14 protein-coding genes are annotated in these 18,309 nt (G+C 64.7%); 4 read left to right on the top strand and 10 right to left on the bottom strand.

Annotation, left to right across the window (positions count from 1 at the left end; genetic code table 11):
- Nucleotides 1-2 precede the first annotated feature (2 nt).
- The 10 genes from GGR38_RS22455 to GGR38_RS22410 all read right to left on the bottom strand — a co-directional run bounded on the left by GGR38_RS22455 (nt 3) and on the right by GGR38_RS22410 (nt 13,449).
- Nucleotides 3-923, bottom strand: coding sequence for a VOC family protein (locus GGR38_RS22455; RefSeq protein WP_183629060.1), 921 nt, complete (start codon nt 921-923; stop codon nt 3-5).
- A 17-nt stretch (nt 924-940) separates the two neighbouring features.
- Nucleotides 941-1,348, bottom strand: coding sequence for a GlcG/HbpS family heme-binding protein (locus GGR38_RS22450; RefSeq protein WP_183629015.1), 408 nt, complete (start codon nt 1,346-1,348; stop codon nt 941-943).
- Entirely contained in the window at nt 1,345-2,826 is a 1,482-nt protein-coding gene (locus tag GGR38_RS22445) for a bifunctional 3-(3-hydroxy-phenyl)propionate/3-hydroxycinnamic acid hydroxylase (RefSeq protein WP_183629013.1), read from the bottom strand. The genes GGR38_RS22450 and GGR38_RS22445 overlap by 4 nt, the downstream gene beginning before the upstream one ends.
- A gap of 5 nt (nt 2,827-2,831) precedes the next feature.
- Complete coding sequence (locus GGR38_RS22440; protein WP_183629011.1) at nt 2,832-4,061, bottom strand: amidohydrolase family protein; 1,230 nt, start codon at nt 4,059-4,061, stop codon at nt 2,832-2,834.
- Nucleotides 4,062-4,155: 94 nt separating this feature from the next.
- Entirely contained in the window at nt 4,156-5,052 is an 897-nt protein-coding gene (locus GGR38_RS22435) for a LysR family transcriptional regulator (RefSeq protein ID WP_183629002.1), read from the bottom strand.
- Nucleotides 5,053-5,073: 21 nt separating this feature from the next.
- On the bottom strand, nt 5,074-5,535 hold the full coding sequence (locus GGR38_RS22430) for a hypothetical protein (RefSeq protein ID WP_183629000.1): 462 nt from the start codon (nt 5,533-5,535) through the stop codon (nt 5,074-5,076).
- Nucleotides 5,532-8,918 carry a glycosyl hydrolase gene (locus GGR38_RS22425; protein ID WP_183628998.1) on the bottom strand — a complete coding sequence of 1,129 codons (3,387 nt, stop codon included), beginning with the start codon at nt 8,916-8,918 and terminating at the stop codon, nt 5,532-5,534. The genes GGR38_RS22430 and GGR38_RS22425 overlap by 4 nt, the downstream gene beginning before the upstream one ends.
- Before the next feature lie 135 nt (nt 8,919-9,053).
- Complete coding sequence (gene rhaI / locus GGR38_RS22420; protein WP_183628996.1) at nt 9,054-10,343, bottom strand: L-rhamnose catabolism isomerase; 1,290 nt, start codon at nt 10,341-10,343, stop codon at nt 9,054-9,056.
- Nucleotides 10,340-11,287, bottom strand: a complete 948-nt coding sequence (locus tag GGR38_RS22415) for an alpha/beta hydrolase (protein ID WP_183628994.1) — start codon at nt 11,285-11,287, stop codon at nt 10,340-10,342. Before GGR38_RS22415 ends, rhaI begins: the two co-directional genes overlap by 4 nt.
- 53 nt (nt 11,288-11,340) lie before the next feature.
- Nucleotides 11,341-13,449: a bifunctional rhamnulose-1-phosphate aldolase/short-chain dehydrogenase gene (locus tag GGR38_RS22410; protein ID WP_343059207.1), complete on the bottom strand. Its 2,109-nt coding sequence runs from the start codon at nt 13,447-13,449 to the stop codon at nt 11,341-11,343.
- Nucleotides 13,450-13,687: 238 nt separating this feature from the next.
- On the opposite strand from GGR38_RS22410, the gene GGR38_RS22405 reads away from it, so the two are divergent.
- The 4 genes from GGR38_RS22405 (at nt 13,688) to GGR38_RS22390 (ending at nt 18,157) form a co-directional block, all read left to right on the top strand.
- Nucleotides 13,688-15,079 carry an FGGY-family carbohydrate kinase gene (locus tag GGR38_RS22405; protein WP_343059205.1) on the top strand — a complete coding sequence of 464 codons (1,392 nt, stop codon included), beginning with the start codon at nt 13,688-13,690 and terminating at the stop codon, nt 15,077-15,079.
- Nucleotides 15,076-16,215: an FMN-dependent L-lactate dehydrogenase LldD gene (lldD, locus tag GGR38_RS22400; RefSeq protein ID WP_183628992.1), complete on the top strand. Its 1,140-nt coding sequence runs from the start codon at nt 15,076-15,078 to the stop codon at nt 16,213-16,215. Before GGR38_RS22405 ends, lldD begins: the two co-directional genes overlap by 4 nt.
- A 21-nt stretch (nt 16,216-16,236) precedes the next feature.
- Nucleotides 16,237-17,295 (top strand): L-rhamnose/proton symporter RhaT, encoded by a 1,059-nt coding sequence (gene rhaT, locus GGR38_RS22395; protein WP_183628984.1) that lies wholly within the window; start codon nt 16,237-16,239, stop codon nt 17,293-17,295.
- A gap of 82 nt (nt 17,296-17,377) precedes the next feature.
- On the top strand, nt 17,378-18,157 hold the full coding sequence (locus GGR38_RS22390) for a DeoR/GlpR family DNA-binding transcription regulator (RefSeq protein WP_183628982.1): 780 nt from the start codon (nt 17,378-17,380) through the stop codon (nt 18,155-18,157).
- Nucleotides 18,158-18,309: the final 152 nt, after the last annotated feature.

Here is an 18,309-nt window from a genome sequence, read left to right as displayed (position 1 = left end):
GATTACGCTCCAATAACTTCATTGATGGGTGCCGGCTGCCATTCGCGGCGGAAACGGAAGGCTTCCTCGGCCACGCGCAGACCGGCAAAATCCTTGTCCGACACGCCCCACTGATCGATCCGCTTTTCGGGCCATGTCCAGTCGTCGGGCTCGCCGGTGCGGTAATCGGGGGCGACCTTTTCCACCGGGGTGGAATATTCGATCACCGGGCCAAAGGGCGCGATGTAATAGGCATAGACATTGTCGCCCGGCCCATGACGGCCCGGACCCCACGCCGGGGCAAAGCCATGATCGCGCATATTGCCGATGCCGCGCATGACCGCGTCGAGGTCTTCCATCTCAAAGGCGACATGGTTGAGCGACGAGAAACCGGCGCGGGCAAAGGCGGTCGAGTGATGCGCCTCGTTGCAGCGGACAAAGACCATGCCCTTGGTGCGGTCGGAAACGCGGAAGCCGAGGACTTCCTCAACGATGTCGCCGCTGGCTTCGGCATCGGCGGAATTGAACACGACATGGGTGAGCTTGACCGGCATCACGCGGCGGCTTGCCTTGGAGTGGCCCTCGATGGGCGCCACTTCGGTTGCGTCCACCAGAAAGCGCAGCAATTCACCCTCGGCCAGTTCGACCACGATGCCATGCCCGCCGCCCGGATCGCTGCTGACGCAAGGCGCGGCGTTGAGGCCGCGCGCGGTGGCGGCCTGCGCAACTTGCGCCAGACGTTCGGGCGAGCAGACGAAAGTGGTCGAGCGCACGAAATTATCGGCGCTCTCCGAAATGGCCATCAGATAGGGGAAGGTGCCCGACCCGCGCAGATAGAACGTATCGCCCATCCGCCCGCCGTCGGCGCAACCCCAGATGTCGATCATCCAACGATGGGCCTCGGCCGCCTTGGGCAGGGCCAGTTCGATGCTGCGAAGTTTCATCATCGCGTGAGTTCCTTTCAAAAACCGGCCGCGGCAATGCCCGCGCTGGCGCATTCGGCGTCCATCTCGCCCGTGTCGCCCGACACGCCCACCGCGCCCACGACCACGCCATTGGCGCGCACCAGCACGCCGCCCGGCGAAAACACCAGATCGCCATTCACCGTGGTGACGACCCCGCCAAAGAAGGTCGGATTGCCCTTGGCCCGTTCGGCCAGAACGGCGGTGTCTGCGCCCATGCCCAGCGCGCCATAGGCCTTGGCGCGGGCAATATCGGCGCGGAAGAAGGTGGCCCCATCCTCGCGCCCCATGGCAACCGGGTGGCCGCCCGCGTCCAGCACGACCATCGCCAGAGGCTTGGCCGATTGGGCGCGCGCGTGGGCAAACCCGGCAGAAAGGATGGTTTGGGCCTGAGCCAGCGTAATCATGCAGCAGTCTCCAGCGAGAGGCCCATTTGCGCCGCATAGGCTTTGCGCAATTCTTCGGCGGTGCCCGTGCCAAATACGTAGTGGTCGGGGCGGATCATTACCGCCTCTGCGCTCCGCGCCGCCAGCCATGCCGACACCGCGCCGCCATCGGGCAAAGCTGTCGCATCGGCCAGAGTGAACAGGCGCCAGCCACCGCCGGTCAGATCATCGAGCTTGCGTCCATCGGTCAGCACCGGCTGGATAAAGCGTTCGCCCGCCCCTGCGCTGCCACGATGGATGATGCCGGTCGAAATTGCCGGGATCAGGTCATGGGCGGTTTCCTGCTTGCCCTTTTGCGCCTCGGCTCGCGCAATCATCTCGGCATCGCGCGTGGCGGCCTTGGCGGGGTCGAGTTCGCAGATATAGCGGCCCACATTCACCGCCGCGCCGATCACGCCGCGCACATGCGGGTCGCGCTCGGGCTGATAGGTGCACAGGATCTCGGGCGAGGCGTGATCCTTGATGATCGCCGCCATTTTCCACGCCAGATTGGCCACATCGCGGCAGCCATGGCACATGCCCTGACCAAAGAAGGGCGGGGTCTGGTGCGCGGCATCGCCCGCCAGAAACACATTCCCCTCCTGCCAGCTTTCCGCGACAAGGCCGTGAAAGCGATAGGTGGCCGAGCGCACGATCTTGTGCGGCACATCGCCAATATAGGGGGCCAGCAATTCGGCCACCTTGTCCGGCGCCATCATCGCTGCATCGTCCTCATCGGGCAACAGCATCAGTTCCCAGCGGCGATGGTTGCCGCGCCCCGGCACGATGGTGGCGGGCCGCTTGGGATCGCACATCATCACCGAGAGGCGTTGCAGATCGCCCTGTTCCGGCACGCCCGCAATATCGGGGAAACGCACCGGCCCATCGACCTCGGCATCGACCACCAGCCAGGGTTCCTCGAAGTCCAGATCGTCGAGCTTGATCCCCAGCGCCTTGCGCACCGGGCTGCGCGAACCGTCGCAGGCAATCGCCCAGCGGGCCGCGACCTGATGCTGCGCGCCATCCTGCGTATAGGTGATGCGCACCGGGCCGTCGGATTGATCGAGCGCGGTGAATTCCGCGCCAATGCGGAAATCCACATTGGCCATGTCGGCAAAACCGGCGCGCAGATGCTCTTCCAGTTCGGGCTGATAGAAGAACCAGTCATTCGACCAGCCGAAGGGGCGCGGCATCCCCACCGTGCCCATATAACGGATCGCCTGCGCCGATGCGCCGACATGGAGATGCCCGTCGGTATCCACCATATCGGGCAGCACGCGTTCAAGCACGCCCGCCGATTGGAAAAGGCGCATCATCTCGTGGTCGAGATGCACCGCGCGCGGCAGGGGATAATGGGTGAGTTCCTTTTCCAGAACCACCACATTGAGCCCCTCGCGGCCGAGCAGGTTCGCAGCCAGCGCGCCGACAGGCCCGCAGCCAATAATCGCAACATCGAACATGGTTTTTACGCCGTTACTGTTTCCAGAGGGGCCTTGTGAAAGGCGCCGCCCTTCATGATTGCTTTGAGATTGTCCTTGCCCTGAAGGATCGCCACGTCCTGCGTGGGGTCGCCATCAACCAGCAGCAGGTCGGCCAGATAGCCTTCCTGAACCCGGCCCACGTCGATCCCCATCAGTTCCCCGCCCAGCGAGGTGGCGGCAGCCAGCGCCTCGACCGGCGAATAGCCGAAATAGTCGACGAAATGCTGGAGGTCGCGCGCGTTGCGGCCATTGGGGTTGAAGGGGAAACCATAGTCCCCGCCGATCAGCGTGCGCACGCCCATCGCCTTCAACGCAGGCACCAGCTTGCCTTCCAGCGCCATCCGCTCGGCAGCGCTGCTCTTCATGTTGCTCATGTCGATATGGGGCGGGGGGCTGGCTTCGAGGGCTGCCACCGAAACGCCGCAGCCGGGGCCGTAGAACACCTCGTCCTTATGCGCGGCCAGCTTTTCAGCAGTGCGTTCGCCGATGTAGCTGGCGTGATAGATGATGCGGGCGCCCGCGCGCAGAGCCAGATCCACCGCCTCGTCCGTATAGGCATGGGTGGCGATCCAGAGGCCATATTCCTTGGCTGCCTCGCGCGCGGCGTCCATTTCGTCGGTCGTATAGAGCAGGTCGGAATGGCTGCCGGGCTTCAGAGCGTCCTCGCCCGAAATCACCAGCTTGACCGAGCCGATGCCCTGATCCGCGCAATATTTCATGAAGGCGCGCATGGCTTCGGGCCCGCGGCCGTTGAACACGTCGCCCGTGTCCACGCCTTCGGCGCCCTCGGGGCTGCGTTCCAGCGTGGAGGGGATGAGGCGCGGCCCCGGCGTTTCACCGGCGTTGATTTTCGCTGCAAGGCGCACCTCGATGCCATCGCCCAGCGCGCCTGCGGAATAAGCGCTGGTAAAGCCATGGTCGAGCAGTACGCGCGCATTGCGGGTGGCGGCCACTTCGAGTTCTTCGGGCGGCAGGATGAAGGCGTGATAGATCTTTTCGACGCTGGAAGCCCAGGTCAGATGCGCGTGGGCCTCGACCATGCCGGGCATCAGCGTGCCGCCGTGGCCGTCGATGATCGTGGCTTCGGGGGCGTCAATGGTTTCAGGCGCATAGGCGACCTTGGCGATCCGCTCGCCATCGACCAGAACCTGTCCTTCGCGCGATGCGTTGGGGCTGCCGTCGAAAATGCGGATGTTGGTAAAGAGCGTGGTCACGCCCGACTCTCCCTATCACGATTGTGTGCTTGGAGCCTCTTTTGCCAAAGCTGTTGCATCAGGTAAAATATGCAATTTTGGCATTGCCATAGTTTCAGACTATGGTTTCGCCCTCAAGCTGCCGGATCAAAGCGCCCGCCAAAGGCGACATGCCGCGCTGCTTCAGCCATCGCACGCCCACGCTGCGTTCAAACGCCGCCTCGGCAATCGGCAGCGCGCGCAGCACGCCCATCGACAGCTCGCTGGCCGCAACCCGCATGGGCAGGATCGTTACGCGGCGGCAATCGCGCACCAGCGCCTTGGTGGTCAGCAGGGAATCGCAGCGGATCGCATCGCGCGGCACCGGCACCCCGGCGGCGGCAAACAGCGCATCGACCTGACGCCGAAACGCCCCCTGCGCCTCAGGCAAAACCCAGCGCAGCCGGTCGGCCTGTTTCAGGGAAAAGGGGCTGGGCCAATCGCCGCCATCCGGCCCGACGATCAGCGCAAAGGGATCGCGCGCCAGCGTGCGTTCGGCAATATCCTCGTCCGGCTCCTCCATCGCGGTGGTGACAAAGGCCAGTTCGATATCGCCCTCGCGCAGCATCGCGGTCAATTCGCGGTCGGCGCGCTCCAGCACGCTCAGCGTGATTTGCGAAAGACTGTCCTCGAAACGCGCCATGGCCAGAGGCAGCAGGCTGACCAAGGCGCCCGGCGTGCCGCCGATGCGCAGGGGGCCGGACAGGCCCTCGGCGGCGGCGGTCACCTCCGCCTGGGCATCGCGCAGCAGGTGTTCGAGCATTTGCGCGCGCGCCTGCAACGCATGGCCCGCAGGCGTCAGCACGATCCCCGCGCGGGTGCGTTCAAACAGCACGGCGCCCAGCCGCGCCTCCAGCAAGGCAATCGCGCTGGACACCGAGGGTTGGGAAATGTTGAGCGCGCGCGCCGCGCCCGTGATCGAGCCCGCGCGGCATACTTCGTGAAAGGTGCGAAGGGCGCGCGGGTCAATCATGGCGGCAATCCTAGCGCAGGATCAGCCCCGCGCCAATGCCGCGCGCAGGCCCGCAGGCGTGACCAGAGCGGCCAGAACCACCGCCCAGACCAGCTTGGCCGCCAGCGCGCCGCCCCAAGGCAATTGCCCCAGACCCAGCGCGAAGAGCAAGCCGCCCGAAATCGCCACCCCGGCCGCCGCGCCGCACACCGCCATCAGCAGCGAGCGGACCAGCAGCGCCGAAGGCAAAGGCGAGCGTGCATTGACCGCCGCCACCCGCCCGCTGCGCAGCGCCTTGCCCGCCAAGGCCCCCGGCACCAGCGAGGCCATCAGCCCGATCATGAAGCCTTGCGGCACAAAATCGAACACATAGGCGCCAAGGCCCCAGACCGGCACCGGCGCCCCGCTGCGCCCAAAGGCCACGAGGAAGAAGCCCAGCGTGAGCATGGTGTTGATCACCACGCTCACCCCGGTTTCGCGGCGGATATAGGCCGCCGGGTTCACTTCGCTTGGCCTTCTACCACCACAGGCCCGATCAGGCCCGAAGCACGCAGCGGCGCATCGGCGCGATAGGTCGGCATGGTGGTAAAGGTCACAGGCTTTGCTCCCGGCTGCTTGTCGCCGATCAGGCGGTTGATCCACAGGTTCGCCACGCGGACCTCGATGTGGTTCTTGCCAGCCTTCACCGCGCCCGACAAGTCCACCCGATAGGGCGCATGCCAGACCATGCCGACATCCTTGCCATTGACGCTGACCTGCGCCACCTCGCGCAGATCGCCCAGGTTGAGCCAGAGCGGCTGCCCCGCCTTCCACCCCTTGGGCGCGGCAAAATCTTTGGCATAGGTGGCCACGCCCGAGAAATGGGCGATCCCGGCATCGGCGTTTTCATTCAGAGGCTTGAGCGTGGGCAGCACCGCATTGGCAGGCGCCCCGCGACCCGTTTGGAACGCGACATTCCACGCGCCTTCCAGCGTGAGCAGCGGCGCAGGCACCAGCTTCTTGATCATCATGCCATCGGCAGGCGCGGGCTTGCGGAACACGACATGCACCGATTCCTCGCCCGCCAACGACATGGCGATCACCGTCTCGCCATTGACGATGCGATAGCTGACCGGCTCGAACGTGCCGGTTTCGGCGTGCCACAATTCGGGCGCCTTGCCGGTGACGCGGAAATGGGCCTCGAAACTTTCGCCGCGTTCCTTGCGGTTTACGAGGAAGTAGCTGTCGCCGGCATCCCAGCGCCGGTGGAGGAAGGGCACCTCGGCATCCGCCGCCCCGCCGACCATGCGGAAATCGGAACCCACACCCGCCTTGGCCAGCGCGGCCTCGACATCGCCGCTGGCGATCACGCGGCCCTTGCCCACCGTTGCCTCGCCCGATCCGGGCCAGAGCTTGGCCACCAGCGCCTTGTAATCGGCGGTGTCCTTGTCCGAAAGGCTGGGCGTGCCCTCGGGCGCCAGACCGATGATGGTCGCGCCCCCTTCGGCCAGAGCGGCGATCCGGTGCAGCGCGGCCAGCGTCATCCGGCGCGACGATCCGCCAAGATACAGTGCCCGGTAACGCGCCCCGCCCTTGGAGACGATCTCAGCCCCATCATTGCGCAGCGCGCCCACCAGAGCGTCGAAATTGACGAAGTCATAGGCATGGGTGCTGGGCGCATCACCCACGCGCTTGTCGCCATACAGGCCCGTCAGCGGCGCTTCCTCGCCATAGAAATAGCCGACATCGGCCACATCGCGCCCGTTTTGCAGCATCAGCGAGTTGCGCGACAGGTAATCGACCCAAGTCTTGGCCAGCGGCGCCCATGCCTCGTGCCGGTTGAAGAACTGGCCAAAGATCATCAGCGAGAGGCCGGGCACCTTGTCATCGACCGGCTGGTGGACGCTGGTGTGGACCACCGGGCGGTTGACGCCGGAGACAAATTCGGTGTCGATTACGTGCTTCAACGTGCGCGGCGAATCCGCCCAGTAGTTGAGCGCCGAGGTCATGCTCTCGGCCGCCACCAGATTTTGCCCATAGATATGCGCGACGCTCGCCGCGCCCTTCATATCGGCCAGATAGGAGGGGTTGGGCCCGTCCTTTTGCGTAAAGGTCCAGAGCGCGGCCATCGGAATATCGGCATGGGTGCGCATCGACATATCGTCGCCAAGGCTGGGACGGTGATCTTCGAGCGCTTCGCCGTAAACCTTCAGGCCCGCGCCATGCGCCTTGGCGGCCACCGTGCCATAATGCTCGGAGGCCATCAGATCGCCCAGCGTGCGGCGCCAGTCATAGAGGAACTTGTCGCTGTCCTCGCGGCTGCCCACCAGAGCGCCGGTCAGCGCAGGCAGCCAGGGCGTGGCGTCATAACCGCGCAGGGCCTTGAACTGGGCCAGCATCTTGGGCGTCCAGTTGGCCGCGCCCACCTCGATGGAATCGGTCAGGATCGCGCGCACGCCATGCGCGCCCATCATGTCGGCGCCCGCCGCATCGCGGTACATGCCAAGGTAGTGGTCCATATAGCGGCCCACGGCATCGCCATCGAACTTGTCCACTTCAAGGCCCGTGGCCTCGGGCGGGGCGGGATGGTTGGTGGTGCCAAGCAAGGAGGAGCCCAGACGGATGATCCGCCATTGCTGACCCTTGGGCAGGGCGGGGGCCTTCCATTCCAGCGAACCGTCGGCCTGCATCAGGCTGGTCAGATTGACCACCTGCGCCGCCGGAGCGCCCGATGCGCCATCGGCCGGATTGGTCAGCGCATAATAATCATGCGCCAGCGCAAAGCCCGACTTGGTTTCCGACAGATTGACCTTGGCCTCGCCCGACAGGCTGAACTGGCCCAGCGCCCACGGCTTGTCCTCGCCGCCCAGCGTGGCGAACAGACCGGGGATTTCCACGCCCTCGGCAGGCGCGCCCATGTTGGAGGACGAAGACGTCAGCGGGTTGAGCACGAGGCGGAAGAACTTGGCCGTGACAGGGGTAAAGCTGATCGTGGTGGGCACATCGGCCACGGTAAAGCGGGTGACTTCGCGCCAGCTCCGGCCATCGTCGCTTGCCTCCAGCACGGGATCGACCGTGGGGCCGCGGAACATGATCTTGGCGCCGGGCACAAAGACCGTGGCGCTGCGCATCGTCTGGGGGGCGTCATAGGCATAGACGACCGAGCCGGGCGCGTCAGCCTTGCCGCGCGGCACGGCGACCCCGACATTGGGGTTGCTGTCGTAGAGGGCGGCGGCATCGACCGGCTTGCCGTCGACGCTGGCCTTGGGCGCGGGGGCGGCGGCGATGGCCACCGGCATGGCCACCACGGCCACATCGCCATAATAGGCGGGCGCGGCTTCGGGCTTGTGACCGCTGGCGATATCGTCAAAGCCCAGACCCTTGGCCATGCCCTGATAGGGGCCGGTGACCGAAGGCGGGGCGGCGATCTTGCCCTTGAACAGCTTGCCCGGCGCGACGGTTGTTTCGCTCCACACCAGTTTCTTCAGCCCATCCTCAGGCTTGACCCAGGGGCCGCCCGTCTCGCTCCACCCCGGCGAGGCGGCGATGGCCAGTTCCAGCCCGTTGCGCTCGGCCTCTTGCGCGGCAAAGCGGAAGGCATCCTTCCACTCGGGCGTCATATAGACGAGGCGCTTGTCCACCACCTGCGGCGTGTTGAGATTGACGTCGAAATTCTGGAGGCCGCCGATGCCGACCGCCTTCATCCAAGCGATGTCCTTGGCGATGCCGTCCTTGGTGATGTTGCCGTTCATCCAATGCCACCACACGCGGGGGCGCGCTTCCGAGGGCGGATCGCGGAACTGGGTTTCAAGATCAGGCGCGGTTTGCGCGTAAACAGGCAGCGCCATCGGCGCGCAGGCAGCAATCAGCGCAAGGCGCAGCGCGCGGACAGAAGGCTTGGTGGCCATGATTTTACATCTCCCCCGAGGAGTGGTGTGATAATGAGGCAAGGTTTTGTAGTTCAAGGCAAAACGCCCGCAGCCATCTCTCTATAGGAGACAGTCCGCGGGCGTTGCCATCAGATTATGATCGCAAGGATCGCATCATACGATGCCGGCGCCAAGGCCGACCGCTTTGCGTTCCTGCGCCTTGCGCGCGCGATAGCCGCTGGCGCGATAGGCGGCCAGAACGTCAATCGCGCCGCCCGCTTCCACGCGGGCCATGGCCAGGATCGGGGCCACATCGACATTATAGGCGCGGCGCAGGGCCTGGAACGCCATCATCGTGTCATTGGCCTCCTGCGCGCCATGCAGCGCGGCGCGGTCCACCAGCGACGCCTTGGCAAAGCAGGCGGCGATGGCTTCGGCCGACGAGAGCATGGATTCAATCGGATCGGTCACATTGTGCGACTGGTCGATCATATAGGACGGGTTGAAACCATCGCGCGGATTGGCTTCGGCCTCGGCCAGTTCGTTGAACACGAGGAAGAGCTGGTGCGGGTTGATCGAGCCGCTGTCCAGATCGTCGTCGCCATACTTGCTGTCGTTGAAGTGGAAACCGCCCAGCTTGCCGAAGCGGTGGAGGCGGGCCACGATCTGTTCGATGTTGACGTTGGGCGCATGGTGGCCAAGGTCGACAAGGCACTTGCAGCGCTCGCCAATCGTTTGGGCGGCAAGGATCGAGCTGCCCCAGTCGGAAATGACGGTCGAGTAGAAGGCCGGTTCAAACATCTTGTGTTCGAGCAGCATCCGCCAGTCACCGGGCAGCGCGGCATAGATCTGCGATGCGGCGTCGAGATAACGGTCGAGGCTGCGAGCGAAATCCTGCTGGCCCGGAAAATTGGTGCCGTCGCCAACCCAGACTGTCAGGTCGGTGCTGCCCAGTTGCTGGCCGATTTCGATGCATTCGATGTTGTGGTCCACGGCCTGCTGGCGCGCGCCTGCGTCCTGCGACGAGAGCGAACCATTGGCATAGGTGTGGGCCTGACCCACCTGATCCTGAAACGTGTTCGAATTGACCGCGTCCCAGCCCAGACCCAGCTCCGAGGCTTCCTCGCGCAGGGCCTTGAAATCGGAAACCTTGTCCCACGGGAAATGCGGCGAGACGCGCGGCGTCACGGTGGAAAGCTGGTTGATGACCGAGCAGTCTTCCAGCTTTTCATGGATGTTGGTGGGTTCGCCCGCAATCGGGAACTTGGCGAAACGCGTGCCGCCGCGCCCCGCGCCCCACGAAGGAACGGCCACCGAGAAACCGGCGACGCGCTTCTTGATCGCGTCAATGTCAATGCCGGTGCGGGCCAGCTTGCGGCCCAGCGCTTCGTAATCCTCATGCAGGGCCTCAAGCCCCTTGGCATTGTGCTCCGCGATCAGATCGGCGGAAATGGGAAGAGTCATTGGCTGTCCTTTCGCGCAGAGTGGCTCGGCTTCAAAAAGCCGTTCATATCGAGCCATGCGGTAAATTGATCGAGAACCAGAGTGGTCGTGGTGCCGGGCATGCCAAGGCCAAAGCCATGATTGCCCTTTTGATAGGCGTGGATTTCAACGGGGCGCTTGGCCTCCATCCATGCCGAGGCGATGGGGAAACCCTTCGACGGAAACAATCCATCGTCGAGTGCAATGGCATTGAACATGGGCGGCGCATCGGCGGGCACGGTTTCGGCGTCCTGCGGGCCATAGATATAGCCCAGGAAATCGGGCCGGGCGGCGGCGGGCGCATCAATCGCCACGCGCCGCGCGGTCATTGCGCCTGCGGAAAAGCCGATCATGCCGATGCGCCTGGGGTCGATGCCATATTGCGCGGCATGTTGGCGCACATAGGCAATCGCAGCCGCGCCATCCTTGGGCGCGTCGCTCTTGCCCAGCAGTTCGCCATTCATCGGATGCGCCAGTTCGCGGCCCAGCATCGCGCCCATGAAGGGGGCGGCTTCCTTCTCATCCTTGGGCGTGGGTGTCAGACGGTATTTCAGCATAAAGGCGGTGATGCCCTTAGCCGCCAGAGCGCGGGCGACCTTCCAGCCTTCATGATCCATCGCCAGCAGCATGAAGGCTCCGCCCGGCGCCACCACCACGGCCGCGCCATTACCCTTGCCCTTGGCGGGCAGAACCGGGGTCAGCGTGGGGAAGGTGACATTGCGGACGGTGTAATCCACGCCGCCCGCCTTGCTCCACACTTCGGAGGAAAGCGCGCCGGGATTGTCGCGCCCGTAAAGCGGAATGGCATGGGCGTCCGCGGGCGCTGCGGCAGGCACCATCGCGGGCATTTGCGCCATGGCCGCAGGGGCGCAAAGGGCAAGGCCCAGAAACGTCAAAGCAGATGCGCACTTTTGTGTCTTTTGCATCTTTCTCTCCCCGGAAACGGGAGCCGGTCGGCCCGGCCCCCGCATTATCCGCATCAGCGCGTGAAGGCCTGCACGTTGCCTGCGTCCACGTTGATCATGTTGCCGGTCGACTTTGCCGAGGCTTCCGAGCCAAGGAAATAGGCCGCTTCGGCGATGTCATCGGGCAGCACGTCGCGCTTGAGCATCGAGCGGTTGCGGTAATGCGCTTCCAGCTCTTCGCCAGCATCAATCTTGTTCGAGGCGGCGCGCTCCTTGCGCCAGTCGCCGTCCCAGATCTTGCTGCCCTTGATGACGGCGTCGGGGTTGACGATGTTGACGCGGATGCCTTCGGGCGCGCCTTCCAGCGCGAGGCAGCGGCCCAGATGGTTCGCGGCGGCCTTGGCGCTGGCATAGGCGCTGGCGCCAGCAGCGGCGGCCACGGCATTCTTCGAACCGATGAACACGAGGCTGGTGCCGCCCAGATCCTTCATGCGCTTGAGCAGGCCCCAGGCATGCTTGGCGGTGAGGAAATAACCCTGCGCCAGCACGTCGAAGTTGCGATCCCACAGTTCCACCGTGGTCTGCTCGATGGGCGCCGAGGAAGCGATGCCCGCATTGGCGACCACCACGTCCAGACCGCCAAATTCGCGCGCGGCGGTGTCGAAACCGGCCTTCACCTGTGCTTCGTCGGTCACGTCGCAGGTGACGGCGCGGACAACGTCCTTGCCGAACTGCTTGGCGAAACCGGCGCGGACTTCCTCAACCGCATTGGCGTCACGGTCGGCCAGCACCACGCAGGCGCCTTCCTTGAGGAAGCGCGCAGCGGTCGCCGCACCGATGCCGCCGGCGCCGCCGGTGACGAAGGCCACGCGGCCGACCTGCGGCTTGGGGGCGGGCATGCGCTGCAGCTTGGCTTCTTCGAGCAGCCAGTATTCGATGTCGAAGGCTTCCTGCTCGTCAAGAGCAATGTAGTCGCCAATCGCCTCGGCGCCGCGCATCACGTTGATGGCATTGCCGTAGAATTCACCGGCCAGACGCGCGGTGGTCTTGTCGGTGGCGAAGGTGATGCGGCCAACGCCGGGCACCAGCACGACGACCGGGTTGGGGTCGCGCATGGCGGGGCTGTTGGAGCGCTTGCAGCGCTCGTAATAGGCGGCGTAAAAATCGCGGTAGGCGCTGATCTTTTCGGCCAGATAGGCGTCGTCCTGCAGACGGGCGGGATCGAGCGTCAGCGGCGCGATCTTGGTGCGCAGAAAGTGGTCGGGGCAGGAAGTACCCAGCGCGGCCAGCTCTTCAAACTTGGCCGAACCCACGAATTCCAGCGCTTCGGCATCGTCCGAATAATGGCCCAGCTTGCGGCGGCTGCCCGTCATGAAACCACGCAGACGCGGCATCAGATCGGCGGCGATCGCGGCGCGATCAGGGTTGGGGGCGACGACCTGACCACCGAAAGCGGCCTTGCCTTCCATCTTGGCGTTCAAATACTTGGCCGCATCCGCAATCAGGCTGACGGTGTGCTCATAGCATTCCTTGGCGCTGTCGGCCCAGCAGATGATGCCGTGGCTGGCCATCATCACGCCCTGCACGCCGGGGTTGGCGCGCTGGAAATCGCGCAGCATCGTGCCCAGCGTATAGCCGGGACGCTTCCAGGGCAGCCAACCGATCTTGCCGCCCCAGATTTCCTTGGTCGCTGCTTCGCCGCCCGAGGAGGCTGCCAGCGCGATGATCGCATCGGGGTGAACGTGATCGACATGGGCAAAAGGCAGCAGCGAGTGCAGCGGCGTGTCGATCGAGGCGGCGCGACCGTTCAGGTTGAACGTGCAATGGGGCAGATAGCCGACCATCTTGTCGTCATCTTCCGGGCCATTGTAATGCGCTTCCAGGCCCAGCAGCTTTTCCTGATAGAGCGTGGAAAAGCCATCGAGCTTCATCGAGCCGATGTCGCCGCCCGAACCCTTGACCCACAGCACGTCGACAGTTTCACCGGTGAGAGGATCGGTGCCCGTCAGCTTGGCCGAAGTGTTGCCGCCGCCGAAATTGGTGACGGTCAGATCGCTGCCCAGCAGGTTGGAACGATAGAGCAGCAGTTCTTCGGGGCTGAGGGTTGCAGCGTGGGCGTCGTCCCAGCGGCTGGTGGGGACGGCGAAAGGAATGGCAGGGGCGGGAATCGCTGAGTTTGTCACGGAAATTTGCTCCCATGGGGTCTGTTTGATCGGCCTCCTAACGAATCTGCTTCCCTTTGGCAATCAGATTCGATATTCAACAATCATAAACGATCAATCAAACGATCAATTTCGCACATGCAGCATGATTTCGCGCTTGCGGCGCGAACCGGAATAAGGCGCTATCGGGCGCGACAGGGAGAGCGTTCTGACACAGGTTTCTGAGCAACAGGGTTGGGCACCTAAAGGTTGGGCTGTCGTGATCGACATCGGCAAGACGATGTCGAAGATCACCCTGTGGTCGCGCGAGGGGCAATTGCTGGACCGGCAGGTGCGCCCCAATGCCAAATGCGAGGAAGGCGGCATTGCGCGCCTTGATGCGGCGGGCATTGCCGATTGGGCCACCGGTGTCCTGCGCGGCCATGCAGACAGCGGCGTGGAATATATCGTGCCGGTCGGGCATGGTGCGGGCTTTGCGGCGATCCTCGATGGCGCGCTCGCCTTTGCCCCCATTGATTACGAGGCCGCCCCGCCGCAGTCCACGATGGAGGCCTATCGCGCGGCCCGCTCGCCTTTCGCGCAAACCGGATCGCCCGCCCTGCCGCAGGGGCTGAATTTCGGCGCCCATGTCTGGTGGGCTGGCGAGTTGTATCCCGATGCGATGGCGCGCGCCACGCTGGTGCCTTGGGCACAATATTGGGCATGGTGGCTTTCGGGCGTTGCCGCCAGTGAGGTCACTTCGCTGGGTTGTCATTCCGACCTGTGGAATCCGGATGCGGGCGACTGGTCCGATCTGGCCAAGGGGCAGGGCTGGGATCAGCGTTTTGCGCCCGTTGTGAAGGCCGGCGATGTGCTGGGCACGATCAGCCCGGCGCTGGCCGCGGCCACGGGATTGCCTGAGACGGTGCGCGTCTTGGCGGGTCTGCATGATTCCAATGCAGCGCTGATGGCGGCGCGTGGTTTCACGGAAATCGCCCGCAACGAGGCGACCGTCCTGTCCACCGGCACATGGTTCATCGCCATGCGTCTGCCCGCCACGCCCATCGCCACGGCCGATCTGCCCGAGGCGCGTGATTGCCTCGTCAATGTCGATGCCTATGGGCGCCCGGTTCCCTCGGCGCGCTTCATGGGCGGGCGCGAGATCGAGGCGCTGATCGAGATCGACACCCGTCGGGTGGACATCAAGCCCGATCAGCCTTTGCTGCTGGCCGCTGTGCCCGCTGTGCTGGCATCGGGCGCGATGCATATGCCGACGCTGGCGCCGGGATGCGGGCCTTATCCCGATGGGCAAGGCGGCTGGGTCAACCAGCCCGAGGATTGGTACGAGCGCCGCGCCGGTGCCTGCCTCTATGCCGCGCTGGTGGCGGATCAGGCGCTCGATCTGATCGGATCGGACGAGCGCCTGCTGGTCGAGGGCCGCTTTGCCGAGGCAGAGGTCTTTGTCCGCGCGCTGGCCGCGCTGCGCCCCAAGACGCAGGTTTTTGTTGGCAGCGCGCATAATGATGTCAGTTTCGGCGCGATCCGCCTGATCGATCCCGCGCTGATGCCCGAAGGGGAGTTGCGCAGGATCGAGCCGCTGGACGCCGATCTCGACACCTATCGCAACCGCTGGCTGGCCCGGCTGGAGATGCCCAAGGAAAGCAACGCATGATTATCGCTTCTGTCGCTGATTTCCGCGAGGCCGCCCGCCGCCGCCTGCCGCGCTTCCTGTTCGAATATATGGACGGGGGAAGCTATGGCGAAGTGACCTTGCGCAAGAATGCCGAGGATCTGGCCCATCTGGCGCTGCGTCAGCGGGTTTTGCGCGATGTGTCGAAGATCGACATGTCGACCACGCTGTTCGGGGTGAAGCAGGCTTTGCCGGTGGCGCTGGCCCCGGTGGGCCTTGCGGGCCTCAATGCACGGCGGGGCGAGGCCCAAGCAGTGCGCGCGGCGAATAAGGCGGACATTCCCTTCACGCTTTCCACCGTCTCGGCCTGCGCGCTGCCCGAAGTGTCGGCGGCGGCGACCAAGCCGTTCTGGTTCCAGCTCTACATGATCCGCGACCGCGCGTTCATGAAGGACCTGCTGGCCCAGGCCGTCGAGGCGCAATGCAGCGCGCTGGTCTTCACCGTGGACATGCCCGTGCCCGGCAGCCGCTACCGCGATTACCACACCGGTTTGGCGGGCAGCGGCGGCATGAAGGGCGCGGCATGGCGCGTGGGTCAGGCCATGGTGCGGCCCGAATGGGCATGGGACGTGGGCGTCATGGGCCGCCCGCATCATCTGGGCAATGTCGCCCCGGTGCTGAAAGGCAATACCGGCATCGAGGATTTCTTCGCCTGGATGCGCAACAATTTCGACCCCAGCATCAACTGGCGCGACCTCGATTTCATCCGCAGCGAATGGAAGGGGCCTTTGATCATCAAGGGCATCCTTGACCCCGAAGACGCCAGGGAAGCGTCCAAGCTGGGCGCCGACGGCATCGTCGTGTCCAACCATGGCGGGCGGCAATTGGATGGCGTGCTGTCCAGCGCGCGCGCGCTGCCGCCGATTGCCGATGCGGTGGGCGATGATCTGACCGTGCTGGCCGATGGCGGGGTGCGTTCGGGGCTGGACGTGGTGCGGATGCTGGCGCTGGGCGCGCGGGGAGTGCTGCTGGGCCGGGCGTGGTCCTATGCCTTGGCGGCAAAGGGTGAGGCGGGCGTGTCGAAAATGCTCGACATCATCACCGCCGAAATGCGCGTCGCCATGGCGCTGACGGGCTGCACCAGCATTGACCAGATCACGCGAGAAATCCTCGCATAACGATATAAGAGGGAGAGTTTCATGGTGCCTAATCCGGCGCTGGGCGTGGTGTTTCACTGGATCGGGGGTTTTTCCTCGGCCAGTTTCTATGTGCCCTATCGGCGCATCCGTTCGTGGAACTGGGAAGTGTTCTGGCTGGCGGGCGGGCTGTTCAGTTGGCTGATCGCGCCATGGCTGTTCGCCTCGCTGCGCACCAATGACCTGCTGGGCGTGCTGGCCGCTGCCCCGCGTGAGACGCTGGCGTGGTGCTGGTTCTGGGGCGTGATGTGGGGCTTTGGCGGGCTGACCTTTGGCCTGACCATGCGCTATCTGGGCCTGTCGCTGGGCATGGCGGTGGCGCTGGGCCTGACCACGGTGATCGGCACTTTGGGGCCGCCGATCTTTCACGGCACGATGGGCGAAATCGCAGCCAAGACCAGCGGGCAATTGACGCTCTTGGGCATTGTCATCACGCTGGTGGGCATTGTCATAGTGGCGCGCGGCGGCGCGGCCAAATCGCGCGAAGTGGCCAGCGGCGAGGCGGTGGCCGAATTCGACCTGAAAAAGGGTCTGGCGATCGCGACCTTCTCGGGCGTGATGTCGGGCTGTTTCGCATGGGGGCTGGACGCCGGGCAGCCAATCCGCGACCTGACGCTGGCGGCCGGCACCGATCCGCTCTCGCAAGGCTTGCCGGTGCTGTGCGTCGTGCTGCTGGGCGGGCTGACCACCAATGCTTTGTGGTGCGCCTGGCTGATCGTGAAGAACCGCAGCCTTGGGCAATTCTTCGGCGCGTCCAATGATGTGGCCCAGCCGCGCGCGCCTTTGCTGCGCAACTGGCTGCTGGCGGCGCTGGGCGGCACGCTGTGGTATGGCCAGTTCTTCTTCTACACCATGGGCGAGAGCCAGATGGGTAAGTATGGCTTTTCCAGTTGGACGCTGCATATGGCCAGCATCATCCTGTTTTCCACGCTCTGGGGCTTTGCGCTCAAGGAATGGCTGGGCACATCGCGTCGCACGCGCTCGCTGGTGTGGGGCGGGATCGGCCTGTTGATCGGGGCGACCGTGGTGATCGGCGGCGGCAATATGTTGGCCGCCGGTTGATAGTATGATGGCTTTTGCGCGAATTTGACGGCATAGACTGTCGGTTCGGGCGAGAGTCTATGGGGATGGGGCGACACAATTCATGCATGCAACCGAACGCGAAAGGCTGATTCTCGAAGCGCTGGCCCCATCCGGCTTCGTGTCTTATCGCGATCTGGAAAGCCGCCTCGACGCCTCGCCCGCCACGATCCGCCGCGATCTGACGCGGATGGAGGCCGAGGGCCTGTTGCAGCGCGTCCATGGCGGGGCCAAGCTGAGTGAGGCTGACGAGGCCGAGCCTTCGGGCGCGGCCTTGCTGGGCACGCCGTTTGATCAGTCGATCACGATCAACCTTGCCGCCAAGCAGGCGATTGGCCGGGCCGCCGCCGCCCTGTGCGAACCGGGCGAGGGCATCATGATCGACGGGGGCAGCACCACGGTCCAGATGTGTCCGCATCTCGACGGGCTCGACCTTCAGGTGCTGACCAATTCGCTCCATATCGTCAACGGCCTGCTGCCGCAGAAAGGCACGCGTATTCTCGTCCCCTCGGGCAGCGTGTTTCGCGAACAGAACATCATCCTTGCGCCTGCGGGCGAGGATTCAATGCCGCGCTTCCATGCGCCCAAATTGTTCATGGGGGCCGCCGCCGTGGGCCAACAAGGCGTGATGCAGCATGACATCATCCTTGTCGCCGCCGAGCGCAGGTTGGTGGACCGGGCTGAACAGGTGATCCTGCTGGTCGATTCCAGCAAATTCGCCTCATCCTCGGGCGTGATCGTCTGCGGGCTGGATGAGGTGGATGTGCTGATTACCGATGCCGGCATCACCCCCGCGCAGGCCGATATGGTGCGCGGCGCGGGGGTGCGGCTGATTATCGCTTAGGCCTGCACAACCCCCTGATCGATGGCGCCGAAGGGTTTTGCGCCTGTGGAGGTGATGGCCTCCATGCGGATGGTGTCGCCAAAATGCATGAAGGGCGTGGTGGGTTTGCCGTCGGCGATGATCTCGATGGCGCGGCGTTCGGAAATGCAGGC

The organism is Novosphingobium sediminicola (assembly GCF_014196525.1).
Classification (GTDB): Bacteria; Pseudomonadota; Alphaproteobacteria; order Sphingomonadales; family Sphingomonadaceae; genus Novosphingobium; species Novosphingobium sediminicola.
This window is presented reverse-complemented; position numbering and strand designations above follow the sequence as displayed.